The organism is Sphingomonas sp., from assembly GCF_965227385.1.
Lineage (GTDB): Bacteria > Pseudomonadota > Alphaproteobacteria > Sphingomonadales > Sphingomonadaceae > Sphingomonas.
This window is the reverse complement of sequence record NZ_OZ245750.1, coordinates 2,862,739-2,888,260: the sequence shown is the minus strand read 5'-3', so window position 1 is coordinate 2,888,260 and position 25,522 is coordinate 2,862,739. Positions and strand designations below refer to the sequence as shown.

The 25,522-nt window shown below is 64.8% G+C and carries 35 protein-coding genes; 27 read left to right on the top strand and 8 right to left on the bottom strand.

The window, feature by feature from the left end; translation table 11 throughout:
- The first annotated feature begins 28 nt into the window (after positions 1–28).
- The 12 genes from ACO05N_RS14165 (at position 29) to ACO05N_RS14110 (ending at position 6,754) form a co-directional block, all read left to right on the top strand.
- The gene (locus tag ACO05N_RS14165; protein ID WP_422057717.1) at positions 29–1,123 is read left to right on the top strand and encodes a DUF2213 domain-containing protein; all 1,095 of its coding nucleotides are present in this window, start codon (positions 29–31) and stop codon (positions 1,121–1,123) included.
- Between the two features lie 12 nt (positions 1,124–1,135).
- Positions 1,136–1,594 carry a structural cement protein Gp24 gene (locus tag ACO05N_RS14160; RefSeq protein WP_422057716.1) on the top strand — a complete coding sequence of 153 codons (459 nt, stop codon included), beginning with the start codon at positions 1,136–1,138 and terminating at the stop codon, positions 1,592–1,594.
- 10 nt (positions 1,595–1,604) lie between these two features.
- Positions 1,605–2,699, top strand: coding sequence for a DUF2184 domain-containing protein (locus ACO05N_RS14155; RefSeq protein WP_422057715.1), 1,095 nt, complete (start codon positions 1,605–1,607; stop codon positions 2,697–2,699).
- 62 nt (positions 2,700–2,761) lie between these two features.
- Entirely contained in the window at positions 2,762–3,199 is a 438-nt protein-coding gene (locus ACO05N_RS14150) for a hypothetical protein (RefSeq protein ID WP_422057714.1), read from the top strand.
- Positions 3,200–3,265: 66 nt separating this feature from the next.
- Positions 3,266–3,658, top strand: a complete 393-nt coding sequence (locus ACO05N_RS14145; RefSeq protein ID WP_422057713.1) for a DUF4054 domain-containing protein — start codon at positions 3,266–3,268, stop codon at positions 3,656–3,658.
- Entirely contained in the window at positions 3,651–4,025 is a 375-nt protein-coding gene (locus ACO05N_RS14140) for a hypothetical protein (RefSeq protein ID WP_422057712.1), read from the top strand. Before ACO05N_RS14145 ends, ACO05N_RS14140 begins: the two co-directional genes overlap by 8 nt.
- 5 nt (positions 4,026–4,030) lie before the next feature.
- On the top strand, positions 4,031–4,447 hold the full coding sequence (locus ACO05N_RS14135; RefSeq protein WP_422057711.1) for an HK97 gp10 family phage protein: 417 nt from the start codon (positions 4,031–4,033) through the stop codon (positions 4,445–4,447).
- A gap of 141 nt (positions 4,448–4,588) precedes the next feature.
- Positions 4,589–5,026: a hypothetical protein gene (locus ACO05N_RS14130; RefSeq protein WP_422057710.1), complete on the top strand. Its 438-nt coding sequence runs from the start codon at positions 4,589–4,591 to the stop codon at positions 5,024–5,026.
- A 23-nt stretch (positions 5,027–5,049) separates the two neighbouring features.
- Positions 5,050–5,286, top strand: coding sequence for a hypothetical protein (locus tag ACO05N_RS14125; RefSeq protein ID WP_422057709.1), 237 nt, complete (start codon positions 5,050–5,052; stop codon positions 5,284–5,286).
- A 38-nt stretch (positions 5,287–5,324) separates the two neighbouring features.
- Entirely contained in the window at positions 5,325–5,768 is a 444-nt protein-coding gene (locus tag ACO05N_RS14120; protein WP_422057708.1) for a phage tail tube protein, read from the top strand.
- 12 nt (positions 5,769–5,780) lie between these two features.
- Positions 5,781–6,293: a hypothetical protein gene (locus ACO05N_RS14115; RefSeq protein ID WP_422057707.1), complete on the top strand. Its 513-nt coding sequence runs from the start codon at positions 5,781–5,783 to the stop codon at positions 6,291–6,293.
- Entirely contained in the window at positions 6,290–6,754 is a 465-nt protein-coding gene (locus tag ACO05N_RS14110; RefSeq protein ID WP_422057706.1) for a hypothetical protein, read from the top strand. Before ACO05N_RS14115 ends, ACO05N_RS14110 begins: the two co-directional genes overlap by 4 nt.
- A 132-nt stretch (positions 6,755–6,886) precedes the next feature.
- On the opposite strand, the gene ACO05N_RS14105 is transcribed toward ACO05N_RS14110, so the two are convergent.
- A complete protein-coding gene (locus ACO05N_RS14105) occupies positions 6,887–7,327 on the bottom strand; it encodes a hypothetical protein (protein WP_422057705.1) in 441 nt (146 codons plus the stop codon).
- A 76-nt stretch (positions 7,328–7,403) separates the two neighbouring features.
- Here ACO05N_RS14105 and ACO05N_RS14100 point away from each other — a divergent pair, with 76 nt between their 5' ends.
- From ACO05N_RS14100 to ACO05N_RS14035, 14 genes are all read left to right on the top strand, one after another.
- Positions 7,404–10,301 (top strand): tape measure protein, encoded by a 2,898-nt coding sequence (locus ACO05N_RS14100; protein WP_422057704.1) that lies wholly within the window; start codon positions 7,404–7,406, stop codon positions 10,299–10,301.
- A gap of 50 nt (positions 10,302–10,351) precedes the next feature.
- Positions 10,352–10,912: a hypothetical protein gene (locus ACO05N_RS14095; protein WP_422057703.1), complete on the top strand. Its 561-nt coding sequence runs from the start codon at positions 10,352–10,354 to the stop codon at positions 10,910–10,912.
- 2 nt (positions 10,913–10,914) lie between these two features.
- On the top strand, positions 10,915–11,304 hold the full coding sequence (locus tag ACO05N_RS14090; RefSeq protein ID WP_422057702.1) for a DUF6950 family protein: 390 nt from the start codon (positions 10,915–10,917) through the stop codon (positions 11,302–11,304).
- Positions 11,292–13,097: a hypothetical protein gene (locus tag ACO05N_RS14085; protein WP_422057701.1), complete on the top strand. Its 1,806-nt coding sequence runs from the start codon at positions 11,292–11,294 to the stop codon at positions 13,095–13,097. The genes ACO05N_RS14090 and ACO05N_RS14085 overlap by 13 nt, the downstream gene beginning before the upstream one ends.
- Positions 13,094–14,464: a hypothetical protein gene (locus ACO05N_RS14080; protein ID WP_422057700.1), complete on the top strand. Its 1,371-nt coding sequence runs from the start codon at positions 13,094–13,096 to the stop codon at positions 14,462–14,464. The genes ACO05N_RS14085 and ACO05N_RS14080 overlap by 4 nt, the downstream gene beginning before the upstream one ends.
- A gap of 47 nt (positions 14,465–14,511) precedes the next feature.
- A complete protein-coding gene (locus ACO05N_RS14075) occupies positions 14,512–15,204 on the top strand; it encodes a hypothetical protein (RefSeq protein ID WP_422057699.1) in 693 nt (230 codons plus the stop codon).
- Complete coding sequence (locus ACO05N_RS14070) at positions 15,194–15,541, top strand: hypothetical protein (protein WP_422057698.1); 348 nt, start codon at positions 15,194–15,196, stop codon at positions 15,539–15,541. The genes ACO05N_RS14075 and ACO05N_RS14070 overlap by 11 nt, the downstream gene beginning before the upstream one ends.
- On the top strand, positions 15,538–16,971 hold the full coding sequence (locus ACO05N_RS14065) for a hypothetical protein (protein ID WP_422057697.1): 1,434 nt from the start codon (positions 15,538–15,540) through the stop codon (positions 16,969–16,971). The genes ACO05N_RS14070 and ACO05N_RS14065 overlap by 4 nt, the downstream gene beginning before the upstream one ends.
- Positions 16,972–17,104: 133 nt before the next feature.
- On the top strand, positions 17,105–17,536 hold the full coding sequence (locus tag ACO05N_RS14060; protein ID WP_422057696.1) for a hypothetical protein: 432 nt from the start codon (positions 17,105–17,107) through the stop codon (positions 17,534–17,536).
- Positions 17,533–17,862 (top strand): hypothetical protein, encoded by a 330-nt coding sequence (locus ACO05N_RS14055; protein ID WP_422057695.1) that lies wholly within the window; start codon positions 17,533–17,535, stop codon positions 17,860–17,862. The genes ACO05N_RS14060 and ACO05N_RS14055 overlap by 4 nt, the downstream gene beginning before the upstream one ends.
- Positions 17,859–18,398 carry a glycoside hydrolase family 108 protein gene (locus ACO05N_RS14050; RefSeq protein WP_422057694.1) on the top strand — a complete coding sequence of 180 codons (540 nt, stop codon included), beginning with the start codon at positions 17,859–17,861 and terminating at the stop codon, positions 18,396–18,398. The genes ACO05N_RS14055 and ACO05N_RS14050 overlap by 4 nt, the downstream gene beginning before the upstream one ends.
- Entirely contained in the window at positions 18,395–18,715 is a 321-nt protein-coding gene (locus ACO05N_RS14045) for a hypothetical protein (RefSeq protein WP_422057693.1), read from the top strand. Before ACO05N_RS14050 ends, ACO05N_RS14045 begins: the two co-directional genes overlap by 4 nt.
- Positions 18,712–19,098, top strand: a complete 387-nt coding sequence (locus ACO05N_RS14040; protein ID WP_422057692.1) for a hypothetical protein — start codon at positions 18,712–18,714, stop codon at positions 19,096–19,098. Before ACO05N_RS14045 ends, ACO05N_RS14040 begins: the two co-directional genes overlap by 4 nt.
- Positions 19,058–19,261, top strand: coding sequence for a hypothetical protein (locus ACO05N_RS14035; protein ID WP_422057691.1), 204 nt, complete (start codon positions 19,058–19,060; stop codon positions 19,259–19,261). The genes ACO05N_RS14040 and ACO05N_RS14035 overlap by 41 nt, the downstream gene beginning before the upstream one ends.
- Here the strand turns inward: ACO05N_RS14035 and ACO05N_RS14030 are convergent.
- The 6 genes from ACO05N_RS14030 to ACO05N_RS14005 form a co-directional block, all read right to left on the bottom strand.
- Positions 19,258–19,566 (bottom strand): hypothetical protein, encoded by a 309-nt coding sequence (locus ACO05N_RS14030; protein WP_422057690.1) that lies wholly within the window; start codon positions 19,564–19,566, stop codon positions 19,258–19,260. The two genes, ACO05N_RS14035 and ACO05N_RS14030, sit on opposite strands and share 4 nt — an antisense overlap.
- 3 nt (positions 19,567–19,569) lie before the next feature.
- Positions 19,570–19,761, bottom strand: a complete 192-nt coding sequence (locus ACO05N_RS14025; protein WP_422057689.1) for a hypothetical protein — start codon at positions 19,759–19,761, stop codon at positions 19,570–19,572.
- Between the two features lie 55 nt (positions 19,762–19,816).
- Positions 19,817–20,383 carry a hypothetical protein gene (locus ACO05N_RS14020; RefSeq protein ID WP_422057688.1) on the bottom strand — a complete coding sequence of 189 codons (567 nt, stop codon included), beginning with the start codon at positions 20,381–20,383 and terminating at the stop codon, positions 19,817–19,819.
- Positions 20,380–20,622, bottom strand: coding sequence for a hypothetical protein (locus tag ACO05N_RS14015; protein ID WP_422057687.1), 243 nt, complete (start codon positions 20,620–20,622; stop codon positions 20,380–20,382). The genes ACO05N_RS14020 and ACO05N_RS14015 overlap by 4 nt, the downstream gene beginning before the upstream one ends.
- Entirely contained in the window at positions 20,615–20,974 is a 360-nt protein-coding gene (locus ACO05N_RS14010) for a hypothetical protein (protein WP_422057686.1), read from the bottom strand. The genes ACO05N_RS14015 and ACO05N_RS14010 overlap by 8 nt, the downstream gene beginning before the upstream one ends.
- Before the next feature lie 178 nt (positions 20,975–21,152).
- Positions 21,153–23,186, bottom strand: a complete 2,034-nt coding sequence (locus ACO05N_RS14005; protein WP_422057685.1) for a DNA cytosine methyltransferase — start codon at positions 23,184–23,186, stop codon at positions 21,153–21,155.
- A 589-nt stretch (positions 23,187–23,775) separates the two neighbouring features.
- On the opposite strand from ACO05N_RS14005, the gene ACO05N_RS14000 reads away from it, so the two are divergent.
- On the top strand, positions 23,776–24,183 hold the full coding sequence (locus ACO05N_RS14000; protein ID WP_422057684.1) for a hypothetical protein: 408 nt from the start codon (positions 23,776–23,778) through the stop codon (positions 24,181–24,183).
- 88 nt (positions 24,184–24,271) lie between these two features.
- Here ACO05N_RS14000 and ACO05N_RS13995 read toward each other — a convergent pair whose 3' ends face one another.
- Positions 24,272–25,462: a CaiB/BaiF CoA transferase family protein gene (locus ACO05N_RS13995; protein WP_422057683.1), complete on the bottom strand. Its 1,191-nt coding sequence runs from the start codon at positions 25,460–25,462 to the stop codon at positions 24,272–24,274.
- Positions 25,463–25,522 lie beyond the last annotated feature (60 nt).

The following is a 25,522-nucleotide window of genomic DNA, read 5'->3' as shown; positions in this document are numbered from 1 at the left end:
CGCTCTGCATGCCCATAAACCGTCGGGCATGTTGTTCGCTGATGCCCTGACCCTGGATGCCCCGCGCCGGACCCGCGACGGCTATCTTGCCGTCCGCGCCAAGGTCGCGCGCACCGGGGTCTACCAGTACACAGGCCGCGAGGTTGACCCCGACAATGCCCATGGCCTGCGCGATCGGGCAATCGTCAACGTCCTGCGCGACGAGGCCACCGTCTTCGACAAGGCGGCGGTGCATTCGTTCATCGGCAAGCCGATCACCGACAATCACCCCCGCGAGGTCGTCACCGCCGATAATTGGCGGAACCATGCGCGCGGCACCATCATGGGCGCGCTGCGTGACGGCGAAGCGCTGGCTTTCGACCTGCTGCTGACCGATGCGTCGGCCATTGCCGCCGTTGATTCGGGCAAGCGCGAGTTGAGCAACGGCTATGCCGCCGAGCTCGAATTCGGCGACTTCCGCGCGGCGGATGGCACGCCCTGCCAGGCGCGCCAGTCCAAAATTACCGGCGGCAATCACGTCGCCCTCGTCGATCGCGGCCGCGCTGGCCCCGAATGCCGCATCGCGGATGCCTTTGCGCTCTGTGATGCCAACCCACAGGCGGTGGCGCGCCTTTCACAAGCAAAGGAGGACCGAGTGAAGGTCACCAATCTCGACGGCCTGTCCGTCAATCTGACTGATGCGTCGGCTGTCGAGCAGGCCATCACCACCCTCGACGGCAAGCTGAGCAAGGCTGCGGCCGATCTCGCTGATGCCAACGGGAAATTTGCCACGCTCACGGGCGAGAAGGCTGTGCTGGAAAGCAAGCTGAAGGATGCCGAAGCGAAGATTGCACCCGGCGCGCTCGACAAGCTGGTCGCCGATCGCGCTGCCTTGGTCGCCAAGGCGAAGTCGATCAAGCCGGACCTTGTGACGGACGGCAAGACTGATGCCGAAATTCGCAAGGATGCGCTGGGCGCGGTTGCCGATGGGCTCGACGACGCAGCTGTGGCTGGCGCGTTCGCCTATGCGACCAAAGACGCCAAGACGGAATCGGATCGGGTTCAGTCGCTCGGCACGCCGCGCGCAGTCACCACCAACGACAATGCCAGCGTCCGCGATTTCGTTCGCACCGGCCGCTACTAAGGAGGTTGAGACATGCCTGTTCTTCAGACGACCTATTCCGACACGGTGGCAGCGGGTTATCCCGGCATGGTCGCCAATGGCGAAACCTCCAACCGCATCACCCGCACCTGCGAAGTGTCGGGCGGCATCGCATTCGGCGCCGCAGCGTTCCGCGGTTCTGGTGACCATGGCTGCACGAACGTGGTCGGCACCGCCGCGACGTTCTTGGGGCCGGTCATCGCGACTTCGGCGCAGGCGATCGTCGCTGGCGGCGATGCCGATGAGTACGCGCAGTACGATAACGTCAACATCATGACGCAGGGTGCCATCTGGGTGCTGTGCGGCGATGCCGTTACCGATGGCGCGCCTGTGTATGTCGACGCCGCGACTGGCGAGTGGACCGACACGTCCACCGACAACATCGCCGCGACCGACTGGATTTTCGACACGACCGGCGCGGCGGACACGCTCGTCAAGATCGTCAAGCGCTAAGGGGGCTGACATGAACGCTATCACCAACTTCTACGACAGTGCGGCGGGCCAGGTCACCGACCCCGTCGCGTTCATGGCGGCTGACGCTGCGGTCAAGAAGCAGGTCATCAACCTGTGGGCAGCCGACAACGCGCGCTTTGCAGCGACCTTCCGCGACAAGGCGGAGTCGTTCCTGAGCGACGCGCAGGTCGGTTATGCCTTCCTGACGCCGCAGCTCTATCGCATCGAAACCGAAGTCTACATGACGAAGTACCCGAGCTTCGATATCGGTCGCTTCTTCACGGTCGATACGACCGGCGACATGTGGGACGTGGGCACGCTGGTCTATTCGATGGATCAGGTCGGGCAGGCCGAGTTCATGGCCGGCGGCGCGTTCGACATGCCGTATGCCAGCACGAAGATGTCGCAGGCGACGCGCAACTTCCACCTGGTCGGCATCGGCTATGAGTGGAACACGCAGGAACTCCAGCGGGCCGCCATGCTCGGTCGGGCGCTGTCGTCCGACAAGGCGGGCGCCGCCGTTCTTGCGGCCGACCGCTTCAACTACGGTATCGCCATGACCGGCAACACGCCTGCGGGCGCGTCGGAAAAGGGTTGGACCGGCTTCGTCAACAACGCCAGCGTGCCGAGCGCGCAGGTTGCGGCGGACGGCACCGGATCGTCGCGTCTGTGGTCGGCGAAAACCCCGGACCTGATTCTGCGCGACATCAACGCCGCACTGAACGCCGTCGAAAGCGGCTCGGGTGAAACGCACATCGCGAACACGCTGGCCCTCCCGACCAGCGCCTACAACTATATCGCGAACACCCGCGTCACCGACACCGGCACATCGATCCTCGCATTCCTGCAGGCGAACAACAGCGCCGGCGAGTCGCTGACCATCCTCAAGAGCCGCGCGCTCGAAACGGCTGGCACCGGCAGCTCGACCCGCATGGTGGCATACGACAACACCGCCCAGGTGCTGAAGTATATGCTGCCCGGGCCTCACCGCTTCCTGCCCGCGTTCCAGAAGTCGAGCATGGTCTATGAGGTCGGCGGCATCATGAACGTCGGCGGTCTCGACATTCGCCTGCCCAAGGCGATGGCGTACCGGGACTCGTTCTGATGGAGCGGGTTCGCAACATCACAGCCGGGGACCGCGGCGCGTACCTGAAAGGGGAAATCGTCATGGTCCCCGCCGGGGGCATCGCAGATGCCGACGACTGGAACGCCGAATGGTTCGCGCCGGTCGGTCAGGAGGGCGACGAGTATGCCGCGCCTGACCTGGTCGGCGCAACTCTGGCCCAGCTGATTCAGATCGCGATCGACGAACGCGTCATTCCCGATGCCGAGGAAATGCGGCTCGGGCTGCTCGAGGCGATTCAGGCGAAACGGGACGGCACGGTCAATGCCGATGACGATGCGGTCGAAGGCCTCGAGCCGAACCCCGCAGCGGAGCCTGGCGATATCGCCACGGCAATCGGCTTGCTCGACTCGAAGGACGACACGCACTGGACCGAAGCTGGTCTTCCCGCCGTCGATGCGGTCAAGGCCATCGTCGGCCGCAACGTGACCCGCGCCGAGATCAACGAGGCGGCGCCGGACTTCATGCGCCCCGCCGCCTGACCAGTTCGTCACCGGGGAAATGGGGCCGTCTCGTCGCGCACGGGGCGGCCCTTTTTGCGAGGAACCATGGCCTACACGACACCCGACGCTGCCACATTGAAGCTCCGCTACCCCGCCTTCGCCGCGGTACCGGACCCGACGGTCGACTATTGGCTGACCGATGCCCGCCTGATCGTGACCGATGCCTGGGCGGCGGACGACCGCGCAATCGCCGAAATGCTGCTCGCCGCGCATAACATGTCGCTGCAGGGTCTTGGCACAGCGGGCGGCGCGGTCGCGAACCTCGCCGCGTTAGGGGTGACCGATTTCAAATCGGCGAGCATGTCGGTGTCGCTCGACGCCGAAATCCTGCGTGCGTCGAAGAGCGCAGGCTATGACGCGACCAGCTATGGCGCGCAGTTCGAGGTCTATCTGCGCCGCAACCGTGGCGGGCCGCGACTGGTGAAGTCCGGTGCTTGACGAAGCCTTTGCCCAGATCGCGGTGGCCGTTTCTGACGCGCTCGGCGGGCCGTATCACGACGCCATCCTGCGCTGGCCCGGGGAGCCGGTCACCGACGCAGGCGGTTCGATCGTCAGCCCCGGCGAACCCGACGCCCACGAGTGCAAGGCCCAGGTCGACATCTGCACCGAGGCAATGCGCGGCGAGGCGGGATATACCGACAAGGATGTCCGGCTGATCATTCTCGCGCCGGGCTTGTCGCGCCGCGTCGACACCGATGCGCGTCTGCAGATCCTGCGCGGTCCGCATGCCGGAACCTGGACGATCGCGGGCGAATCGCTCGACGCCATGGGCTTTGCCTTCGATGGGCGGGGGAGGGCGGCGTAATGGGAATGAAGGGCCGCAAGGCGCACATCGCGCGGCTCAAGAAGCTCACCAGCCCGGCAACGCTGATGCTGGTGGAGGGCGCGCTATTCGCTGGCGGGCAGAAGATCCAGGTCGAGGCTCAGATAAGCATCACGACTGGCGCGGTCAGCGGAAAGAACCATGTGCCGAGCAAACCCGGCGAACCACCGAACGCGGACACGCATCAACTCGCTGACGGCATCATCACGCGGCGGGTCAGGGCCTTGACCGTTGAGGTCGCCAGCACGGCGCCACACGCCCGCATCGAGTGGGACTGGGGTAACGTCGCCGCGCGTCCTTACATGCGCCCCGCGCGCGACAAGATGAAGGGCGAGATCGTGCGCGACGTCGAAAAGGCGCTGAGCGTAGCGGTGCGCCGATCCCGCAGCACAGGAGCCGGATGATGACGACAAGGAAATTCGCGCGGGACTGGTCGCGGCCAATCGATGCCCTGACCAGCGCGCGTTATGCCGCGGGGCGCTCCTATGCGCTCTCGCCGGAGATCGAAGCCGCGGCGGATGCCGCCGGCGCATTGGAGGTGAAGCGTGACCGACCTGCTCGTCGCCGTGGAAAAGGCGGCTCTGACGCACCTGAAGAATGACGCCGCGTTCGTCGCCGTCATCCCGGCGGCGAGCGTGCTGACTTCGGACGGCGCAGCGAACCCGGCACGTCCGTTCGTCAAGCCGGGGACTGCGGTCACAGCACCCTATACCGGGCATCGCAAGCGGCGATCGATCCGGTTGCCGTTCTATATCCGCGCCGATGCACGCATGGACGGGCAGGGCGGCATGGTGGAAACCGCTCGTGACCACATGGGCCGATGCGTCGGGGCGTTGTGCGACAGCATGTATCGCGCCCGCGTGGCGGTCCCCGGTGGCACCGCAAAGTTCATGCTGGCGAACGATGTGCGCCGCAAGGTCGATGGTGAAGCGGATGCGCTGGAAGCGAACATCGAATTTCGCGTGACGGTGGTGGCGGGATAGCGCGGGCTGTGGCATGAAGGGGTGTGTCATCTGCCCTGACCCGCGCGCTGCTAGAGCATCTGGTCCGCACCGGGATCTTCGACGCCGACGATATCCACGCCATCGCCACCAGCCTGGACGCCGACGGCGAGGCCGATGACGCCCGCGCCTGTCGCGCCGCGCTGCTACGGGGGTCCATCACTTCGGAATCGCATTATGAGGCCGAGCGGCGGCGGGCGCGGTTCGAGGTGGTCACTGACGGCGGTAACGCACCGGGCTGACACGCCATAGGGTCTCCGCAAATCAGCGGAGAGCATCCATGTCCACCCCGGTCGAATTCGATTTTGCGCAGGTGAAGATCGGCAATGGTGCCGATCCCGAGGTATTCACCGTCATCTGTGACCTGACCAGCGTCTCGATCAACGAGGGCGCCGAAACGTCCACGCGCTATCGCCGCGACTGCACCAAGCCCGGCGCTCCCGCTACCCGCCGCAGCCGCGTGCTCGGCAAGTTCTGGGATGTCAGCGGCTCGGGCCTCTCCGATGCATCGCAGGTGCCGACGCTCCGCGCCGCGATCGGCGTGCGAAAGAATTACGAGATTCCCGTCTACAAGGATGACGGCACCGATGCTGGTGAGCTGCTCGGCACCTATACCGGCGAGGCCATCCTGACCGCTCGCAACACGTCGATCGATCGCGAGGGCGAGACGTCGATGGAGGTCACGATCGAGGGTCAGGACACGCTGACCTTCACCCCGGCATAAGGAGCGCTTATCATGGCAGGCATTCGTGGTGACATTCGTATCGCGATCAATCTGACGCAGACCGGTGAGGCCGACCTCGGCACGCCGCGCGTTCCCGTTGCGATCGATGAGGTGCTCAGCTTCATTCCCGGCACGGCGGCGGTCAACCAGGCAAACGCCCTGTTCAAGGACACGCGCACCATTTCGGCTTCGTCGAATGAAAACCTCGACCTTGCCGGCGTCCTGACCGACAGTCTTGGCGCGACGATCACGGCTGCGGAAGTGGTCGCGATCTACATCAAGGCGGCGGCCGCGAATACCAACAGCGTCGTTCTGACCCGTCCGGCATCGAACAGCTTCGCGGGGCCGATCCTTGCCGCATCGGACGGCATCACGCTTGCGCCGGGCGCGGCGATGATGATCACCAACGGCGCGGGCTGGGGCGTAACCGGGAGCACTGGCGACCTGCTCAATGTCGCCAACAGCTCGTCGGGGTCGAGCGTCAGCTATGACATCGTCATTGTCGGCCGTACGACCGCGGCATGATCAAGCTCGACAGTGTCAAATTCGGGGACGGCGCCTATTCCTTGGCGCTGCCCCTGAAATGGATTGTCGAGTGCGAGCGCGCCTGCGGGCAGAAGGACGTGAACGGCATCCTGCATGCCAAGTCCATCTACAAGATCCATGCCGAGTTGGAGATCGGGCTTGGCCTGATCGGCGGCGAAACGCCGACCTATCTCGGCGGTGGTCAGGCCTTGCCGTCCGATATCCGCGAAGTGCTGCGGTGCGCGCTGATCGGCGGCGGATACGGCATGGTTGCCGGGCAGGAGATCAAGGTCGGGCCGCTTAAGGCGGTCGAGCTGGTCGACACCTATCTGCCCAACCCGGTGTCGGGATGGGTCGAGGGCCAACACCTTGCCTGGGCGGTCCTCGACGCGACGATCCGCGGGCCGCAGCTTAAAAAAAAAGCGGAAGCGGAAAGCCTGAGCCCCTCAACCGGGGAATAGTTCTGGCGAACTGCGGACAGCTTCACCTCGACTGGGAACGTCTGTCCCTCGGCGAATATGTCGAAGCGCTGGAGGCTCACAACGCGGCAAGCGATCCGGTCCCGGAGGTGGATATGGAGAGGCTGAAACGGTTCAAGGCTGCGCGGGCGCATTAGTGCGGGCGGGCGCCTTAGCGGCCGGCACACAGCAGTCACCGACGATTACGTTCCCGATTACAAATTGCTCGGATTCGCCGCCTCTCCGCTGTTGGCGCTCCAGGCGCTCGGTATCTGAGGTGATGGCGTCCAACTGCATCTCTCCTTTGGATGGCAGCTCGCCAGTTGCATCGAGTTTGAAAACGCACGAGTCGAGTCCCCGCACTGGGGTGCCGAACGCATTCGCCGCATCGTAGGTTATGAAAGCCACCTTGTACCCAGGGTCGGTCTGCCCAACGGTCGCCTTCACCCTCACGTAGGTCGCTGGCGAGCGGAGCTTTTCAAGAAGTCGCGCCTCACAAATCGCAATCGCGTCATCCTCAGGTGAAGCGCTCGCGCAACCGCCAAGTGCGGCGAGGACTAAAACTGCGCGGATCATATCGCTCTCCCTGACGGCGGTAACCGCGACTGGTGCCACAGCATAGGGTCCCCACGCAATCTAGAGGTGCGCGCCCGTGGAAGTCGATCCCGTCATCCTGCAGCTGCGCGCGGACGTCCAGAAATACCGCGCCGAACTGCTTTCGACCACGAATATGGTGGATTCCGCGCTCAAGCGGCAAGAGCGAGCGGTGGTCGATCTTGAACGTCAGATCAGGGCGTCGTCGGGGCAGATTGCAGGGCATCTTCGCGGGCTGGCGGGTGTGTTTGCCGGCGCGTTCAGCGTGCAGCAGATCAAGGGCGCGATCGACGGCTACACTCGGGTACAGAACGCACTGCGCGTCGCCGGGCTCGAAGGGGAGGGGCTGGCCGACGTCCAGGCAAAGCTACTCGACCTCTCCACGCGCTACGGTGTGAGCCTCGAATCGCTGGCCGGACTGTTCGGGAACGCGACGCAAGCCGGGCAGGAAATGGGCGCCTCGCAGGCACAGATCATGGCGCTGACCGAGGCGACCAGTCAGGCGCTGTTGATTACCGGCACATCGGCGACACAGGCATCGGGCGCAATCCTTGGCCTGACGCAGGCGCTCGCCAGCGGAACCGTGCGCGCGGAAGAATTCAACCAGATCAACGAAGGCGGCTTGCGGCCGTTGCTGCAAGCGGCGGCTAATGCCGAGCGGTTCGGCGGCTCGATCGCGAAGCTGCGCAATGCGGTGGTCGATGGGAAGGTCAGCAGCCAGGAACTGTTCCAGTCCATCTTAGCCGGTTCGGCGACCCTCGAAGGGCAGGCGTCGAAAGCCACACTCACCCTATCCGGCGCGATGGAAGCGCTGTCGAGCCGGTTTACCGTCTACATCGGCCAGTCTGCAGAGGCGAACGGGGTGACGGCGGCGCTTTCCGGCGGAATTATGCTGCTTGCGGACAATCTCGATACGCTGGCGAAGGTGCTGGTGGTCGTGCTTTCGGTCGTCGGCGCCCGCTACGTCGGCACATTGGTCGCGGCGACGAGTGCGAAGATTGCCATGACGGCGGCGACGGCGGGGGCAACAACCGCGATCGGAACGATGGCCGCCGCCGCAAATGCGGCGCGCGTTTCGTTGCTCGCTGCGTTTGGCGGCCCAGTTGGCGTCGCTGTCGCTACGCTGACCCTCGGCATCGGCTATCTCGTCACGCAGACCGAGTCCGCAGCGGACGCTTTAGCGCGCCTCACCAAGCAGGCCGATGACCTTGAACAGCAGGCCGATGATCTCGAGGCGCGGCTGAAGGCGGCCGGTGTTCAGGTCAAGGGTCTTGGCACGGCAGCCGATGGGGCAAAATCGGGTGTCGACAACCTGGCGCAATCGATGGCCGACGCGACCAAGCGCGCGAAGGAATTGGAAACACAGGCCGGTATCACGATGGTTCGGCTAGCGCAGATGCAGATCGCCGAGGCGCAGGCGACTCGCGCCAAGGCTGAGCGCACTATTTCCGAAAGCCGCGAGCGCAATGTCCGCGCACAGGCTCGCTTCACGTTCGGTCCTGATCCAGCTGAACTGCGCAGGCAGAAAGAGCAGCAGGCCGTTGTCGATGAAACCAAGCGAATCGAGCAACAGGCCCGCCGGACCATGAGTCTTGCTTTGCAGGCAGCCGACGCCGGGCTACTGACCGACAAGCCGCGCCCCGCTGAACCGCCCAAGCCCGACAAGCCGAAAAAGGGCCCGAAAGGCCGAACCGGACCCACCACCGAAGAAATCGAGCGCGAGCACCAAGCCGGACTGCAGCGCATCTATGCCGACCGCCTGCAGGACGAGCTAGCGATCACGACCGATGCCGCGCGGCGGCGCGAAATCATGGCCGAGCTCGACGGCATCGAGTTCGAGGAACGCCGTGCGCAGATCGAGAACGACAAGAACTTCACCAAGGAGCAGAAGGCCGCGCAGATCAAGGCGCTGCAGGATCGCTTCGGCATTGGCGAACTTCCTGACGGGAGCATTCTTGTCAAAGAGACGCCGCTTTCGGTAGCGCGTGCTCGCGAGGAGCGCGACGCCATCGCTCGCATCCAGTCGCAGGAACTCCGCGACGCGCAGGATACACTCGCCGCGCAAGCCGATCTTGTCGACGACCGCCGCGCCCGTGCCGCGATCGAGGCCCGCATCCTTGAGCTACGCCAGCAGGAAGAGCGGATGCTGCTCGAAACCGCGATCGCGAACGGGCAGATCAGGGATGCAGCGACTGCCCGTGCCAATTTGGAGGCGCGACAAGCAGCTGAACGCACCGGGCTTGAGCGTCAGTCCGAATCTCCCCTCCAGCGCTATGCCCGGGGCCTCAATCGAACGAATGGGCAGATCAGCGACCAGGTGGAGTCGCTGGTCGTCGACAAACTGCAGTCGGTCGAGGACGGGATTACCGACGCGCTGAGCAAGGCGATCGGGACGAAGGATCCGCTGATTGCCGGGCTGATCAGGCTCCTGGTGCAGGAAGTTCTGATGAAGCCGATCGCCAATGCGTTGAGCCAAATGGAAGGCGGTGGGGGTGGTGGGCTTTTTGGCTCCATCGCCAGAATATTCAGCGGGGGCAAGGGCGGGGGCAATGGAATTGTCGCCGGAGAACACGACGGGTTCTGGGGCGGTCTCGGTGGTCTGGGCGGGCTGTTTGGTCTCTTCGGCCGGGCAAGCGGCGGCTATGTCGCTCCCGGGCAGACCGTGCGTGTCAACGAGCAGGCGGGCGGGGTGGAGTTGCTGCGCATGGGGTCGCAGGGCGGCAAGGTTATCCCGCTCGGGCAGGCGCGTGCACAGCGGCATGCGAGCGCGGTGCAGAAGGTGTACAATATCAACGTCAGCGCGGATAATTCGGTCACCCCCGCCGGATTCGCCCAGGGCCTTGCTCAGCAAATCCTCGCCGAGGCTGCGCGGATGGACGCGAAGACATCGATAGCAACGCGTCGCCAAAGCATCGGCGACCAGGCCTATTTCCAGGATACCGGCAACGTCAGGTAGCGGTCCTGACGGCGGTAACCGAGGGCTGCGGGGCGGGGTAGCCCGATGGCATGCCGAGCTACCGGGAATCCATCGTCGTCCGCATCGACAGCGACCCTCCCGCGCTATTCTGGGGTGGTGTCGGCCCGCTACCCCTCGAGGCCGATGCCGTCATTCCAGCGGACGCGGTTGCGCTCGGCGCTGGCGAGCTGGTCAGCTTCCCGGACTTTCAGCAGCTCATCAATGGCACTGCGGAGCGGCTGGAATTCACCGTGAGCGGGGTCAGCCCTGAAACATTGCGTCTGGCGGCGGAGGACGCGGCAAGTGTCAGCGGCGCGCGCGTCGACGTGGGCCGGGTCACCTTTGACGCGGACTGGCAGATCGACGGCCCAGTTGAATGGGAGGCGGTCTTCGAGGCGCGCAGCCTCAAGGTCGCGCGCGCGCGAGCGGACGGCGACGCGGTCAATCGCGCGATCATCTTGACGATCGCGGCGGGCGACACGACGCGGTCGCGGGCGAGCAACGCCTATTTCACCGATGCCGACCAGCGGCGCCGAAGCCCTGATGACAACGCGGCCGCGAACACCGGGACCTATTCCGCCGGCACCACGCGCCGCTTCGGTCCGAAGTGATCGTGACGGCGCTGGGAGAATTTCTGCGCAACGCGGCGCTCGATCGGTCCCCATGGAACTGCTCGACCATGCCTGCCGACTGGTGCATGTCGCTCGGCTTCCCGGACTTTGCGGCGCAGTGGCGGGGGATTGTCGATCCCGCAGAATGCGAAGCTGCGCCTGCGGAGGCCGGTGGGCTGGCCATCCTGTGGGCGCGGGGCATTGCCGATGGTCTGGACGAGGCGACCGCTCCGTTCATGCCAGGGGATATCGGCGTCATCTCGCTCTACGGGTTTGAAGGAGGGGGGATTTACACCGGCGACAAGTGGGCGCTGCGGCGCCCGCGTGGGGTCGTCTGCTCGCAAATTCCCGATAGCGCCATCATCGCAGCGTGGCGCCCATGGGCAAGATAGTCGGAGGCATCCTTCAGGCGATTGTGGGCGTTGCGCTGATCGTCACCGGTAACCCTCTTGGGTTTGCCTTGCTTGCGAGCGGGCTGGGTAGCGTCGCGGCGGGCATCTTGGCCCCAGCAGCCCCAAAGCCCGAATCCACCGAAAGCAGCGTCAGAACGCCACGTCCGCCGCGCGTGTCTTCCTACGGTCGTCGTCGGCTCTTTCCGGCGGGATATTGGCTGTACGAGACCGCCACCGACGGCACTGCGGTCGATGTGACGCCGATCCATGACGGAAAGATGGCCGGTAGCCCGGAATTCTATCTGAACGACGACGCGGTCACCCTGACAGGGAACAACGTTAACCAGCTCGGCGATAAGCGCTATGCTGGCAACTGCGTTCAGCTCTACTGGACCGACGGCTCCGATCCGGGGGCGGGACTCCCTGCGATCTCGGCGAAGGTGCCGAGTTGGTCCGGGCGCGGCGACGGCGTCGTCATGCTCGGTATGATGGCAGCCGCGGTCAAGGATGACGTTTATCTAGAGCGATACCCAAATGGCGCTCCGACAGCCTCCATGGCGTCGAACTGGCAGCTTTGCCCGGATCCTTCCGCCGAAGATCCGGCCGACGAGAGCGGCTGGACCTATACCGAGAACGTCATTCGCCAGCTGATGCACTACATGATGGTTCGCGAGGGGGTCGACTATGCGACCAAGATCGCGCCGTACATCGACTATTGGATCGCCGCAGCGGCTGTCTGTGATGAGGCCGTCGCGCTAAAGTCGGGCGGAACCGAGCCTCGTTGGCGCAGCTGTGTCGCGCACAAGCACACCGATACGCATAAGCAGGTCAAGGCTGCGTTGCTGACTGCGTGTGACGGCTGGATGATGCAGGGTCCGAACGGAGCCTATATCGTCTACGCGGGCAAATACTACGCTCCGACGGTCAGTATCGGCCCCAGCGAGATCGTGGCCTTTGAATGGGAAGGCATTGGCGTCGACGATGACCAAGCGACCAACGAACTGGTCTGCGCCTATGTCTCTGCGGCGCACAAATATGCCACCGTCGAAACCGATGCGTGGACGGACGAGGCGGACATCGCAGCGCGCGGGAAGGTCTTAAGCGACACCTTTGATCCGCAGGTCCCCAGCCACGGCCAGGTGCGTCGCTTGGCCAAGCGCAAGCTGTCGAAGGTGCTGGCGCTCGGTCGTGGCGTCGTGACAACCAACATCGCCGGTCGTGTCGCGCGGGGCCAGCGCTACATCAACCTGCGCATCGAAGAAGCCGGCGCAGTGTTTTTCGATGGCGTCGCCGAGATCACGGCACTGACGCGGAATATGGAAACGGGCGGCGTTACCTTCTCATGGATCAAAGCCGATCCCAATATCGACGCTTGGAACCCGGCGACCGAGGAAGGCGAGCCGGCGGCCGTCGGCTCTCGGGTCGCTCCTGAAGCACTGGACACGCCATCGATTGTCAGCGTGACGCCGCAGGTCGAGGGCGGTGGCCTGACCGTGCGCGCGCAGATCGAGGCAAGCGGACCGGACCGCGCCGACCTGACCTGGTTTGTGCGCTGGCGCGTCGATGGCGATATCAGTTGGAATGAAGCACCATATCCGGACCTTGACCCGGGGGCGACCGTCGAACTGGTGACCGGAGTTTTGCCGGTCAACTCCATCGTTGAGCTCCAGGTCGCCTACATGGTCGGCGATGGGCGCGTGTCGGATTGGGCGACGACCGAGACGGTCGACACCGATACAGGCGACATCATCTTTGACGGCGGCACACCATCCGATCCGGGGGCATCGCCATGACAACGACCCGAAGAGCTCGATTCCAGGTCATCGGCGGAACAGTTGCCGAGTGGGCCGCCAATGATATCGTTCCGCTGGTTCGCGAACTTGCGCTGGAAACCGATACGGGCAGGTTCAAATTCGGCAACGGGGTCACCGCTTATTCTGGGTTGCCCTATGCCAGCGGAGTTGATTGGGGCGACATCACCGGCACGCTGTCGGCGCAGACGGACCTACAGGCGGCACTGAGCGCCAAAGAGCCGACCATCACCGCAGGAACGACCGCTCAATACTGGCGCGGCGATAAATCGTGGCAGACTTTGAACGCTGCGGCGGTCGGCATCACGGCATCGGCGCTGACGCGGACCAATGACACCAACGTCACGCTAACGCTGGGCGGCTCGCCGTCAACCGCGCTGCTGGCGGGTGTGTCGTTGACGCTAGGTTGGGCAGGGCTACTACCTGCGTCGCGGGGAGGGACCGGCGTCAACAGCTCGACCGGCACAGGTTCGGTGGTGCTTTCGACCAACCCCGGCTTTACGACGCAGATCGTTCTCAATTCGGCTGGAAGCGCCGACCTGTACTTCACCGCCAATAGTGCGGCGGTCGCAGGGCGGATGCGGCTGGATTCAGCCGGCAACCTTGCCTTTCGCAACGAGACATCGGGCGGGGTGTTCTTCGACGCCGCCAATGCCGTCATCACCTTTCGCGACTTTCTGAATAGCTCGGCGACCGTGTTCCGGATCAGCACGGCGGACGTTCGCCCCGGCGTGGACAATAGCACCAACCTCGGCACCGCTTCCTTTCGCTGGAAAGAGGTCTTCGCGGGCAACGCGACGATCAACACGTCGGACGAGCGGCTGAAGGATTGGCTGGGCGGGCTGTCGCCTGACATGCTTCGAGCGGGTTTACGCATTGCCGATGAGATCGGGCTGTATCGCTGGGTGGGTGGTAGCCGCATCCATGTCGGCGTGCGGGCGCAGCAGGTGGCGCGCATCCTCATGGATGAGGGTGTGGAGGATCCACAGCCGCTAGACTTCGCGGCGGACGTTTTCATTCCCGAGGGCGAGCGCCCCAGCTTCCGCATGTCGTTCCTGACGTTCGACACATGGGAAGCGGTGCGCGAGCCGGTGATGCGGGAGAAGTGCATCAAGCGCGCGACCGCGACTGACGCCGCCATCACCGATTCAGTGCAGCGGGTGGCGACGGCCACTTACCGCCCGAAGAAGGGCGAGGTCATCGACGCGGACGGATTGGTCTGGCGCGAGCGACCGGCGGGCAATGTGTTCGGCATCCGAACCGAGGAACTGTCGCTGTTCCTCAACGCCTGTGAAGCGGCGGAGCGGCGGCGGCTGACCGCCATGATCGAAGCGCTGAGCGCCAGATGAGCTGACGGCGGTAACCCGGCTGCTGGGCCGCACCTATTGTGCGCGCCATGTTCATCGTGCCGGCGCATGTTCTGAAACCTGACCCGGTGCGGGCCGATGTGGTGTCGCGCGTCATCAGCGGTGGTGTCGCGCTCGACGACCAAGAGGATGTGATCCAAACCGACGGCGGAGGTCGCTGGAATATCAGTTGGGGTGAGATCGACCTCGACGATATCTACAGCCGCCAGCTTTGGGATGCATGGGTCGCGCACTTTGCCGGGGGCGCGCAATCGGTGTTGGTGCCGCTTCTGTCTTTGGAGACTGCGCCCCGGCCGATCGCTGGCAATGGGTTCGCGGTACCGTCCGACATCGTGGCTGACGACGAGTGGTTCCCGACATCGGTCGGGTTCGCGTCTCCGCATATCGTTGCAACAGTTGGCGCAGATGCCGCCCTTCGCGCAACTTCGATTGTCATCGACGTAGAGCAGGGCAGCCAGATCCAGCCCGGGATGAAGTTCGGGTTAGGAGGCAACCGCGCCTACAAGGTCGAGCGCGTGACGGCTCGCGACGGGCTGACCGCAACTTGCAGGATCACGCCGCCTTTGCGCGCGGCGATCCAGGAAGGCGACGCGGTCGAGTTCGATTGGCCGGTGGTCGAATGCCGCGCAGTAGTCGGCCAAATCCTGTCGCCTGACATTAGCCTTGGCCTGTTCGGCACCGTTTCCGTCAGCTTCGTGGAGCATATTACCTATGGCGACTAGCTTCGATATCGAAGTGCCGCGTCAAGGCGACTGGCTGAAGGAGATTCAGCTGACTGACGCGGAGGGCAACCCCGCTAATTTGACCGGCTGCACCATAGAGTGGAGCGCGCGGGCGACGGCCGGCGCCGGCTCGGTCCTGGCATCGGCGACGACGTCCCTGATCGATGGCAACGAGGGCCTGTTTAGCGCCCGGTGGCATGGCCCGGACTTCGACGGGTTCGGGATTGTCACTCAGCCCGTCCGCGTCGCTCACGATCTCAAGGTCACGTATCCGGACGGCACCATCGAGGTTCCGGTGCGGGGGCAGCTTATCATTTATCCGGAGGTAACGGCATGACGGTCGAGCGCATCGTGGTGAATAACGCGCGCGGACTTACGTCGCAGGGGGCGCAGGGAGAGCCGGGTTACCGCACGCTCGCGACATGGTCCGCGCTGAACGCCTTGACCGGCACGACGGCGAACGAAACCGCGATTGTTGTCGGTGACAGCGGCACGCATACTGACCCGGTTGTCGGCGGGACCGTTTCCAACTCGGGTCGCTTCGCATGGTCAACCTCGCCAGCGGGCTGGAAGCGGATCGATGATTACACCGCGACGGCGCAGAAGTTCACCGTGGAGACGGTGCAGCCCGCCACGCCATCGAACGGTGCAACGCAGGCGCTGGTAGAGTTCACGACCCCGACGAACCCGGCGACCCAGCCAAATCCCGCAATCGTCCGCTGGTCTGCCAGCCATAACCCGTACACGGCGAATGAGCAGGGCTTCACGCATCCCGCTTACACCAACAAGACCACTGCGCTGACGGTCGGATATACGACCAGCTACGGCAAGGAAGTCTCGTCCGAGGCCGGTGCGGGGATGATCATTGAGCATGGATTCCATGTGCCGTCACTGATCCCCGGTGGTGGCACGGCCAAGGGGTGCGAATTTCACTGGCAGATGACCGGTAGCGACCATGCCGGATATCGCCCGATCACCGCGTTCGCCCCGTGGACGGCGGCGCACATGCCCTATGACAGCGGCGTTGAGTTCCGGGGTGCTTACTTCAATATGCTCGACGGCAACGGCGATGCCATCGTGCAGTGCAATTTCCGGGGCGATTCCGCGCAGACTAAGGTGATGAGCCTGTCGCAGACGTTCCGGATCACGCACGCCGGTAACAACGTCCCGTGGCTGCGCCAATACAACGCCGCATCGAGCGCGTTTCTGTCGTTGCCCTGGATCGACGATAGAAACCACCTGCAGATCGCTCAGCCGATTTACGGTGCCATTGCATCGCCGGGGCTGAACGGGCTGGACATTCGGTCGCTGCTGGCGCTCGCGGGTGTGTCGGGCTTCACCGATGGCACGCGGATGGTATACATCAACACCAACTCCATCACCGGGTCGGCCACCGGCTTCGAGGCCGAGGTGTCGGCATCCACCCGGTTCGACGGGTTCGTCGTCCGCAACAACCATGCAAGCGGCGCGGCGCGCGGGACCATCGAAACGATCGGCACCGGCAACGCATCGCTGCGGCTTGGCACCAGCGCGGGTTACGCCAACCTCACATGGAACGGCACCACGATTGCGTTCGACAAGCCGCCCAAGTTGCCCAGCGCGACCGTTTCCGGCGCGGGTTCGGCGTCCACGGCTGGCGCTGGCACGATCCATTACGTCACCGACCTCAACTCGACCACGGCGGGAAGCACCGCAGCTGGTGGCGGATCGAACAAGGGGGCCATCATCAGCGACGGCACCAACTGGCGTATCATGGTCGCGTTCTAACCCGTTCATCCCAAGGAGACTGACAATGCCACAGACCGACCCTCCGCCTCCGGCGCCTCCTCCCCCACCTCCGCCGCCTCCCCCGCCGCCTCCGCGGGATCCCGAAGATCCGGAAGTGCCGAACAATTGACCGATGACCCCGCTTTTCACGCTGCAACTGGCGATGATCGCCACCGCCGCGCTAGTCGGCCCGTTCCACCGGTTCGCTGCGGTGTATGCGGGCTGCTACGCGCTCGGGTTGCTGGCGCGGAAGGCGGGGTTGTCCGAAGCTGACGTGAACCTGCTCTGGCACAGCGCGGCGCTGTCCTGCGCGCTGCACTTCCCCTTGATGCGCAGCCATTTCTGCGCGGTGGTGCTGGCGCTGTTTGCACCGATGCTGCTGGTCGACGCGCTGCGGCTCGCGGGCGTGATGTCGCACTATGACGCATGGTGGGCCGTCTGGTGGATGGTCATAGCGCAGCTCGCGGTCCTGGCGTGCGGCGCGGACTGGAAGCGCGCGGCCGGAATGGCGCGCAACTGGCGCGGCGGGGGTCGCGACAATCTCAATCGGATGGTGGCGGCATGAACGATTCCGGAAACGCAGCGCAGGTCCGCATGGTCGCGGAGCAGGTCGCGGAGGCGACGATCAAGCGATTCACGCAGGAGCATCTGCTGCCCCCGGTCAAAGCCGAAATGCCGCCAGCGCTAAAGCTGTGGGGATCGATCGGCGCTGCAGTGCTGACCCTTGTCGTGACCAGCGGCGTCATCTGGGGCGTCTCTACGCTCAACGCGCTGCAGATCACGGTCGCGCGCATGGATGAGCGGCAACAGCAGGATACCACCGGCGCGCGACTGGAAAAGATCGAGGAGCGGCTGACGACGCTCGAGGAACTGAAGCGAGGTGAGAAATGACGATCGAGGCAATGATCGAGGCCACCATCGGCAAGGAAGGCGGCTACAGCAACCATCCCGCCGATCGCGGAGGCCCAACGCGCTGGGGCATCACCGAACACGTCGCGCGCCGGAATGGTTACAAGGGCGACATGCGCGACCTCCCGCGCGAAACGGCGGTTGCCATCTATCGCCAGGAATACGCCATCCGTCCCGGCTTTGCGGCTGTGGCAGAGATCAGCCCGGCGGTCGGCGAAGAGCTGTTCGACACCGGCGTCAACATGGGCCAGGCTGTCCCCGCGCGCTGGTTCCAGATGGCACTCAACGGGCTGAACGACGGCGGCAAGCTGTATGCCGACATTGGCGAGGATGGCGACATCGGCCCCGCCACGCTCAACGCCTTCCGAGCCTACCGCAAGGCACGCGGGGCAGAGGCGGACACGGTGATGCTCAAGGCGCTCAACGCGATGCAGGGCGCGCGATATATCGAACTGGCGCGGGGCAGGCCTGCGAACGAAGCCTTTCTCTACGGCTGGCTCAGGACGCGCGTGGCATGACCCCCGACCAAAGCGCAGAGGGCCACGCCCAGTCCGATGCCTGGAACACCGCCGACACACCAGGTTGGCAAGCCGCGCTGATCCGGCTCGCGCGTCCGGCGCTGCTATGGGCGCTGGGCGTCGTGACGATGGGCATGGGAACCGTCATTGTCGGCGCTGTGGAGGCGTTCGTTCCCGGCGCCGGGATTCGCATGGCTTCTGCCATGGCCGCTTTGCTGCGCGCCTATCCGGTCGAGCTCTACATCCTCGTTGGCGTGCTGTTCGGCGGGCAGGCGGTTGCTGGGGTGCTGCAGCTGTTGCGGGGGGCTAAGCCATGATCGGCATCCTCACCACGATCATCGGCAAGCACGCGGCTGAACTCGTCGCGCCAGCCATTCCCTACATCATCGGCGCAGCACTGATCGCCCTGGCATTCACGCTGGGCCGCTGTGACGGCGTTTCAGACGAAAGAGCGCGTCATGCGCTGGCAACGTCGAAGGCGAACGAAAAGGCTACCACGCGCGACGCTGGGGCAAAAGAGACGGCATCCGAAGAGCGGGCCACCGACAAGGCCGCTATCGATGCCAAGCAGAAGGAACAGGTCGATGCGATCCAAGGTGACAATGACGCTGCTGTGCGGATCAATGCTGCTTGCCAGCGGTTGCGCGCAGCGGGTCGAAGTGAAGCCGCTCTTCCCGCCGCGTGCCGATCTGGCAGTTGAGCCGGAGCCTGTCCCCGGCGACGACATCGTGACGGACGCGAAGGCCGACGAGCGCTACCGTGCCGAGCATGAGGCGTGGGGGCGGCGGGGCTGGGCTAGCGTGGCGCGCATCTGTCGATGGGCGGTGGCGAATGGGGCGGCGCTCGACTGTCCGAAGCCCTAACTCCGCCGATCCTTATCGGACCACCGCAACACGTCCGCATCATCCCACAGCGGCCACCACATCCCGCCTTCCTGATAGTGCAGCCGCATCCACCCCTGGCATGATGAGCAGCGATATCGGCGGCCGCAGAGACGATAGTCCGGCCCGTGGGCATCGAGCATGGCCTGCAGCTGGTCCGGCGTGAACGGGTGCGCGCGCTTGCAGGCCATGCAGCTGGCCTTGATCGTCCGTTCGGTCCGCAGAAGCCCGCCGATGGTGCGACACGCGGTCTTTACGAAACTCTCCCCGTGGCGGTTCTTGCCCATGGCCTAGAAGGCGATGTCCCGGCGCTCCATTTCGACGGCGAGGATATCAGCAATCGGATCACCGGCCTGACCGTCGGTACGCTGCCAGGCCGCGACCAGTTCGTCATCGGTGGACATCTGGAAGACGATGCGGATCGCGGCATGTGCGCCGTTCTCGGTGAGGGCCATGGCGAGGCGTTCGAGAGTCGGGTTCATGGCGGGGAGTGTAGCAGGTCGGGGGCTGGGCGCTATGGGTCGTTTATCGGGCCCATCACTCCCCTCCCGTCAGGCGAGAGAGGGCGGCGCGGGCAACCTCAAAGTCTCCGAACCTCAAGCCCTCAAAGATGATGTGGTCTTCATGCGCCACATGCAGTTTGTCGCCGGGCATAAACCCATCGGTTTCGAGGTCTAGGTATTCGCCAGCATCGGCGAACGGCTTCAACGCCTTCACCGCCTCCGCCAAGTGCTCTTCCAGCGCCAAGATCGTCGCGTTCTTGCGCTCGATGATTCCGACAACGGTTTGCTCGCCCTGATCACGCGCGGGTGAAGCGGTGAGGGAGGTGAGCAGAGCGGCAGCGACGGGCCGCCAATATCCGCGCTCGCCTTCCTGTAAAGGGTCTGCGTCGAAGTCGCGATCAGGGAAGGTCAGCAGGATTGCCGCCTTGAAGCGCTCGTCTTCCCCCTGTTCGATACGGGGTGAAGTGGTGAGGGCGAGCAGCTCCTCGGCTGCTGCTTCCTCAATGCGCCATGCGCTGTTACCGCACGGATCGGCGGCATCGGCCAGTGCGCCACGAACAATCGCGCGGATCGCCTCCCGCTGTTCCATCGTGTGAGTCATGCCAAATCCCCGGCGTTGCAAATGCACCAGCTATTGTCGCTCACCGCCAATTCGATGGCGTGTTCGAGGCAATACGGGTCGCTGTCGTCATACTGGCCCATCAGCTGCGGCCAGTAGAGCGGATGGCCCTCGGGAACCGCGTGGCCGTGAGAACAAAGGCGCTCGCCGTCCGACTTGCCTTCGCCAAGGTGAAGGCGACCAATATCGGACGGGAGAGCCGCCTCCATCGTGTCAGTCATGTGAGCCTCCGAGGGCTTTGCGGTTGGCGAGGATGCGGCGATGCACCTCTGCGAAGTCCGTCGATTTCAGATGCGCAATCTGCTCCAGCATCATCTGCGTATGGAGCAGGGCCAACCGCAGCGTGTCAGTCTGTGAAGGGGCGGGGGTGGCGCGGGTGTTCCATGCGGCGATGGCGGCGTGCCGACCGTAGGCGACTGGACCTGTCACGGTGTCGTGGTCGAGATTGTTGCAACTCACCCGATAAGGCCGATCAGGCATATCCCCAGTCAAAGACCCCACCCAGCCAACAAACAGATGCTCGTCGCTGCCACAAAACGGGCAAGGCTTCAGCGCCTCATCTACCTGTGTCATGGGAACCGTTCTCCTCGAATTCGCTCAACATCCCCCACCGTCACCCCGCTCCGGGCGCTGTGCCGGCTCAGCCACGGCTCCATCGATTTGCCGCAGTCCCGGCACCGCGGCGGGGCAGGGGTGGTCGTGTCGGTCTGGAAGGCGCAGGGGCAGGTCCAGGTGTGGATGCGGGGGCGGGTCATGCGGCCAGATCCTCTGCAGCGCGGCTGGGCAAGTTCGCCGCGACCAGGGCGCGGGCGACGGGTGGGCAGACGCTGTTGCCGATCGCGCTGATCTGTTCGGCGATGGTCAGGGGGCGTTCGACCAGCTTGCCGCGCAGCATAACGGGTACGATGGGATCGAGCTTGTAATCGGGCGGGAAGCCCTGGGCGTTGGCCAGCTCGCGGGGTTTCAGCATCCGCAGGCCGATATCGACGATGACATAGGTCACCGCGTCGATCGTCACGGTGACGACGGCAAAGCGGGCCTTGGTCGTCACCGTCCGGAGCGGAACGTCGGCAGCCTGGCTTTGCGCAGCCTCGTTCTCCCCATCGGTCGCATAATATTGCACCAGGAAGGCGGCGGTGCGGACGGCGCGGGCCATCATGTCCGGCGGGAGCGTGCCTTCCTCGATCAGCGTCGTTTCGACGATGCGCTGTTGCGAGCCGCTGGCCGTCGCGGTCGAGAGTGGGCGATCGGCGGCGCGGCCGGCGCTGTTCGTGTTGCGCGGACCCCCGTTCGCCTGTTCGATATGGGCGGCGACGATCGCGTGATGTTGGCCACCGGCGCAGGCCGTCTTGGGCGGTTGCAGGGGATCGGCCCGCCCCCCGTTGGTGTTGCTGGTGTGGAAGCTGGACAGGAAGGCGGTGACCGCCGCCGCCTGTGACCCCTTGGCCGTGACGGTGCCGAGCGGCTTGGCGGGATCGAGGGCGCGGGGTGCCTGGCCGTCGCGCTCGCCATTGCCCATCTTGATCAGGGTCGCGGCGGCGAGGCCGTTGGTGTCTTTCTTCGACGCGGCAACCGTGTGGTGCGGTTCATCGACGGAGCGGCTTGCCCCGCCATGCTGGCCATAGGTGATGATCGGGGCGAGGCTTGCCGTGCCAAGCGCCTCATCGCGCGATGAGGTGACGGTCGGCGCCGGGTCGCGCAGATCGTGGTGACCTTTCCCGCGCCGCTTCCCGCTCTTGTCCTGTTCGCCGTGGCCGGTGCGGATCAGGGTCGCCCCGACCATGCCCAGCGGCGTTGCGCCGGCGGGGCGGGCGGGTTGGCCGTTCGCGGTGACCGTCGGCATGGGGTTTGCCATGTCGGAGCCGACGCCGGTGCTGTGGAACTTGGTGATGTGCGGAGCGAGCTCGCAATCGACGACGCCATATTCCGGCTGCGTAGTCGCCGTGCGCAGCGGATCCGCAGGATCGAAGACGCGCGAGGCGCGCGTGTTGGTGAAGGCGGTGCCGACGATGAACGGCTTTGCCGCGTTGACGACGTAGCGCATCACGCCATGGGCGATGCGGCGCTTGGTCGCGTCGGCGAGCTCGCGCTTGCGGTCGAAGATCGAGGGGCAGGGGATCGACCAGTCGATGCACTCGGCGGCGGTGCGGTAGGGCAGGAGCTTGCCCGCCTTGACCGCCGCGCTGTCGGGCGCGCCATGGGTCGGCTTTGGCCACACGATCGGCAGCCCGTCGCGGCGCATGATCATGTAGAGGCGCTTGCGGCTGGTCGGCGCGCCATAGTGGCTGGCGATCAGCACCCGCCATTCGACGCGATAGCCGAGGCGGCGGATCGCGGTGACGAACCGCTTGAACTCCCGCCCCTTCTGGTCGGCAATCGGCACGCCGTTGCTGTCGAGCGGGGCGGCGTATTCGAATTCCTCTACATTCTCGAGGAAGCCGACGACGGGCCGGGTTTGCTCAAGCCAGTGGATCACTTCCCAGCACAGCGCGCGGATCGAGCGATCCTTGACCGGCCCGCCCTTTGCCTTGCTGAATTCCTTGCAATCCGGGCTGAACCATGCGCCCGCGACGGGGCGACCGCGCGTCGCGTGGCGCGGAAGGAAGGGCATCCGAATATCGGTGCAGTGATGATCGGCGGTCGGATGGTTCGCCTTGTGAATCGCGATGGCGGTCGGGCTGTGGTTGATCGCGATGTCAACGTCGCGACCGATGGCCTGGGCGATGCCGGTGCTGGCACCGCCGCCGCCGGCGAAACCGTCGATGAAGAGGCCTTCGACGAACATCAGCGCACCGCCTGGGCGGCGGCCGCCAGTTTACACCCGCTCGACAACCCATTGGAATCGCATGGAGCAATCCGCGCCCGGTTTACACCGCGACCCCGCAGAAATGCGCGGTTCGTTCCTGCTTTGGGAGCAGGATGTCGCAGGTTCGAATCCTGTCTCCCCGACCACCATCTTAAAGTGTCGGTTTTCTGCGGTTTTGGAAAACGCCGCTGTAGCAAGTTCTGGTGCATTCGCTGTAGCACGTTAGCGGGCTGGCCCTGCTCCCACACGAAGCTGTGAAGCAGCCCCAGTGCGGCACACATGCGAAGTAACCGCGCCGGTGGATGGCTAAGGCCCTCAGTGCGCGGCGAATCGCCTCCACCCGGACGCGACCGGTCGGAAAAACGTAGGACTTCTCTCTTTCCGCTGGGACTGCGCAGCGCCCTAGTATGGCATCGCAGCCGTATCCCGGCGCATCCGGGTCGCCAGAGCACGATTTCAGGTTTGGCTTGAAACTGTTCGAGTGCGCCTGCATCGAACCAGCACAACAGGGGTGAGGTGTCCGGTGCTTGGCGTCGTTGCGATCATATACTTGGCCCAAGTCGGAAGCGTGACCGCGAGCGTGGATGAATATGATCCCGACAACGACCCTGTGATCGAAGTCGGGAGAGAAGCGTCTCGAGAGTTGGCGAACGCATGGATGGTGATCCGAACGCAAGGTCTCACGAAATGGAAAATCAGGGTTCGCGACATCGATGCCGGCACAGCGCGGCGCCAGCTTTTATGGGTAGAAATTGATACGAGCGAGAACCCTGTCTACACGAGTGGCCCAGTCAAGGAACTCTGGCGGATCGACTGCCTCGCGAAAACGCAGCGAGTTGAGTATTCGGAGCGGTTTGATCGTCAGGGCAGGTCCACCAGCACCCGGTTTTACGAGGGCGCTAGGATGACGCAGATCACGCCAGCCATTCCCGTCGACGCGGTTCGAGTGGCCTTCTGCGCGCCAGATCTCGAATAGGGGAACTGCATAGCACGCCGGCGCTGCATCGGTTTCGGGGCCGTCCTCTGGGCACGCTGGTCGCAGCGCGATCGAGGTGAGGGGCAGGCTACGCTTCGCTCACTATACCTGCCAGAATCAGCCGCTCGATCTGCTCCTCGTCCAGGCCACAGTCGCGTAGCACCCGGCGGCTGTCGGCGCCGCGTGCGCGGGGCGGCGTGTCGGGGAACTGCGCGACTCCTTCAAACAGCACGGGCTGGGGGAGGCTGCGGGCAATCCCTTCGGGATAATGCGGTGGAACCGCGAAAAAGCCAATTTCGGCCAGATGCGGATCGTTCAGCACATCGCCCAGCTCCGCGACTCGCGAACAAGGCACATCGAGCGCCTCCAGCGCTGCGATCCACGCATCGGTCGTGCGCGCGGGCAGGGCGTCGGCGACCAGCGCGTAGAGCGTGTCGATATGGGCGGGGCGCTGGCGCGGGTCGGCGAACCAGTCCTGCGCGATGACGTCGTCGCGCCCGATCCCGGTCAGGAAGGCGCGCCATTGGCGGTCGGTATACGGCAGCACCGCGATCCAGCCATCGGCTGTCCGGAACGGACGGCGATTGGGGGAGAGGATGCGGGGATAGCCCACCGCGCCGTCGGCAGCGAAGGTTGCCGACGCGAGATGTTCGTTGAGCAGGAACGCCGCCAGTGCCTCGAACATCGGCACCTCGACCTGGATCGGGCCCGTTCGCCCATTGGCCCGCGCCACCAGGGCCGCGAGGATGCCATAGACGGCGTGCAGCGCCGCCACCTTGTCCGCCAGGATCGTCGGGACAAAGCGCGGGTCGCCCCCGGTCGCGGTGCCGAGCCCGGCAATGCCGCTTGCCGCCTGGATGATGTCGTCGAAGGCCGGGCGGTTGCGATAGCGACCGCGCTGGCCAAAGCCGATCGCGGCGCAATGAATGATGCGGGGGTTGATTGCGGCGACCGCATCGAAGCCCAGCCCCAATCGCTCCGCCGCGTCGATCCGCATATTATGGAAGACCACGTCGGAACGCGCGATCAGTCGCGCCAGCGCCGCGCGTCCGTCGGCCGCTTTGAGGTCGAGCGCGAGCATCCTCTTGTTGCGGTTGTTGTTGACGAACAGCGCGCCGCCGTCAGGCCCCGTGGGATGGGCGTAGCGGGCGATATCGCCTTCCAGCGGTTCGACCTTGATCACCTCCGCACCCAGATCCGCGAGGATTTGGCCAGCATAGGGTCCGAGCACCACCGCGCCCACTTCGACAACCCGGATGCCCTTGAGCAGCGGAAGCATTTACCCGTCTCCTTGTCTTGACTTCAATTTCTATACAGGGACAAATGAGTCCACAAATGG

What these genes read in the sequence shown, in the direction of transcription:
- ACO05N_RS14105 (WP_422057705.1), bottom strand. Translation starts at nt 7,327, where the DNA reads ATGATCCGCGCAGTTTTAGTCCTCGCCGCACTTGGCGGTTGCGCGAGC.
- ACO05N_RS14145 (WP_422057713.1), top strand. Translation starts at nt 3,266, where the DNA reads ATGGCCTACACGACACCCGACGCTGCCACATTGAAGCTCCGCTACCCC.
- ACO05N_RS14110 (WP_422057706.1), top strand. Translation starts at nt 6,290, where the DNA reads ATGATCAAGCTCGACAGTGTCAAATTCGGGGACGGCGCCTATTCCTTG.
- ACO05N_RS14120 (WP_422057708.1), top strand. Translation starts at nt 5,325, where the DNA reads ATGTCCACCCCGGTCGAATTCGATTTTGCGCAGGTGAAGATCGGCAAT.
- ACO05N_RS14045 (WP_422057693.1), top strand. Translation starts at nt 18,395, where the DNA reads ATGACCCCCGACCAAAGCGCAGAGGGCCACGCCCAGTCCGATGCCTGG.
- ACO05N_RS14080 (WP_422057700.1), top strand. Translation starts at nt 13,094, where the DNA reads ATGACAACGACCCGAAGAGCTCGATTCCAGGTCATCGGCGGAACAGTT.
- ACO05N_RS14095 (WP_422057703.1), top strand. Translation starts at nt 10,352, where the DNA reads ATGCCGAGCTACCGGGAATCCATCGTCGTCCGCATCGACAGCGACCCT.
- ACO05N_RS14025 (WP_422057689.1), bottom strand. Translation starts at nt 19,761, where the DNA reads ATGAACCCGACTCTCGAACGCCTCGCCATGGCCCTCACCGAGAACGGC.
- ACO05N_RS14085 (WP_422057701.1), top strand. Translation starts at nt 11,292, where the DNA reads ATGGGCAAGATAGTCGGAGGCATCCTTCAGGCGATTGTGGGCGTTGCG.
- ACO05N_RS14155 (WP_422057715.1), top strand. Translation starts at nt 1,605, where the DNA reads ATGAACGCTATCACCAACTTCTACGACAGTGCGGCGGGCCAGGTCACC.
- ACO05N_RS14055 (WP_422057695.1), top strand. Translation starts at nt 17,533, where the DNA reads ATGAACGATTCCGGAAACGCAGCGCAGGTCCGCATGGTCGCGGAGCAG.
- ACO05N_RS14135 (WP_422057711.1), top strand. Translation starts at nt 4,031, where the DNA reads ATGAAGGGCCGCAAGGCGCACATCGCGCGGCTCAAGAAGCTCACCAGC.
- ACO05N_RS14150 (WP_422057714.1), top strand. Translation starts at nt 2,762, where the DNA reads ATGGTCCCCGCCGGGGGCATCGCAGATGCCGACGACTGGAACGCCGAA.
- ACO05N_RS14060 (WP_422057696.1), top strand. Translation starts at nt 17,105, where the DNA reads ATGACCCCGCTTTTCACGCTGCAACTGGCGATGATCGCCACCGCCGCG.
- ACO05N_RS14030 (WP_422057690.1), bottom strand. Translation starts at nt 19,566, where the DNA reads ATGGGCAAGAACCGCCACGGGGAGAGTTTCGTAAAGACCGCGTGTCGC.
- ACO05N_RS14075 (WP_422057699.1), top strand. Translation starts at nt 14,512, where the DNA reads ATGTTCATCGTGCCGGCGCATGTTCTGAAACCTGACCCGGTGCGGGCC.
- ACO05N_RS14065 (WP_422057697.1), top strand. Translation starts at nt 15,538, where the DNA reads ATGACGGTCGAGCGCATCGTGGTGAATAACGCGCGCGGACTTACGTCG.
- ACO05N_RS13995 (WP_422057683.1), bottom strand. Translation starts at nt 25,462, where the DNA reads ATGCTTCCGCTGCTCAAGGGCATCCGGGTTGTCGAAGTGGGCGCGGTG.
- ACO05N_RS14070 (WP_422057698.1), top strand. Translation starts at nt 15,194, where the DNA reads ATGGCGACTAGCTTCGATATCGAAGTGCCGCGTCAAGGCGACTGGCTG.
- ACO05N_RS14005 (WP_422057685.1), bottom strand. Translation starts at nt 23,186, where the DNA reads ATGTTCGTCGAAGGCCTCTTCATCGACGGTTTCGCCGGCGGCGGCGGT.
- ACO05N_RS14015 (WP_422057687.1), bottom strand. Translation starts at nt 20,622, where the DNA reads ATGACTGACACGATGGAGGCGGCTCTCCCGTCCGATATTGGTCGCCTT.
- ACO05N_RS14020 (WP_422057688.1), bottom strand. Translation starts at nt 20,383, where the DNA reads ATGACTCACACGATGGAACAGCGGGAGGCGATCCGCGCGATTGTTCGT.
- ACO05N_RS14010 (WP_422057686.1), bottom strand. Translation starts at nt 20,974, where the DNA reads ATGACACAGGTAGATGAGGCGCTGAAGCCTTGCCCGTTTTGTGGCAGC.
- ACO05N_RS14165 (WP_422057717.1), top strand. Translation starts at nt 29, where the DNA reads ATGTTGTTCGCTGATGCCCTGACCCTGGATGCCCCGCGCCGGACCCGC.
- ACO05N_RS14115 (WP_422057707.1), top strand. Translation starts at nt 5,781, where the DNA reads ATGGCAGGCATTCGTGGTGACATTCGTATCGCGATCAATCTGACGCAG.
- ACO05N_RS14040 (WP_422057692.1), top strand. Translation starts at nt 18,712, where the DNA reads ATGATCGGCATCCTCACCACGATCATCGGCAAGCACGCGGCTGAACTC.
- ACO05N_RS14160 (WP_422057716.1), top strand. Translation starts at nt 1,136, where the DNA reads ATGCCTGTTCTTCAGACGACCTATTCCGACACGGTGGCAGCGGGTTAT.
- ACO05N_RS14050 (WP_422057694.1), top strand. Translation starts at nt 17,859, where the DNA reads ATGACGATCGAGGCAATGATCGAGGCCACCATCGGCAAGGAAGGCGGC.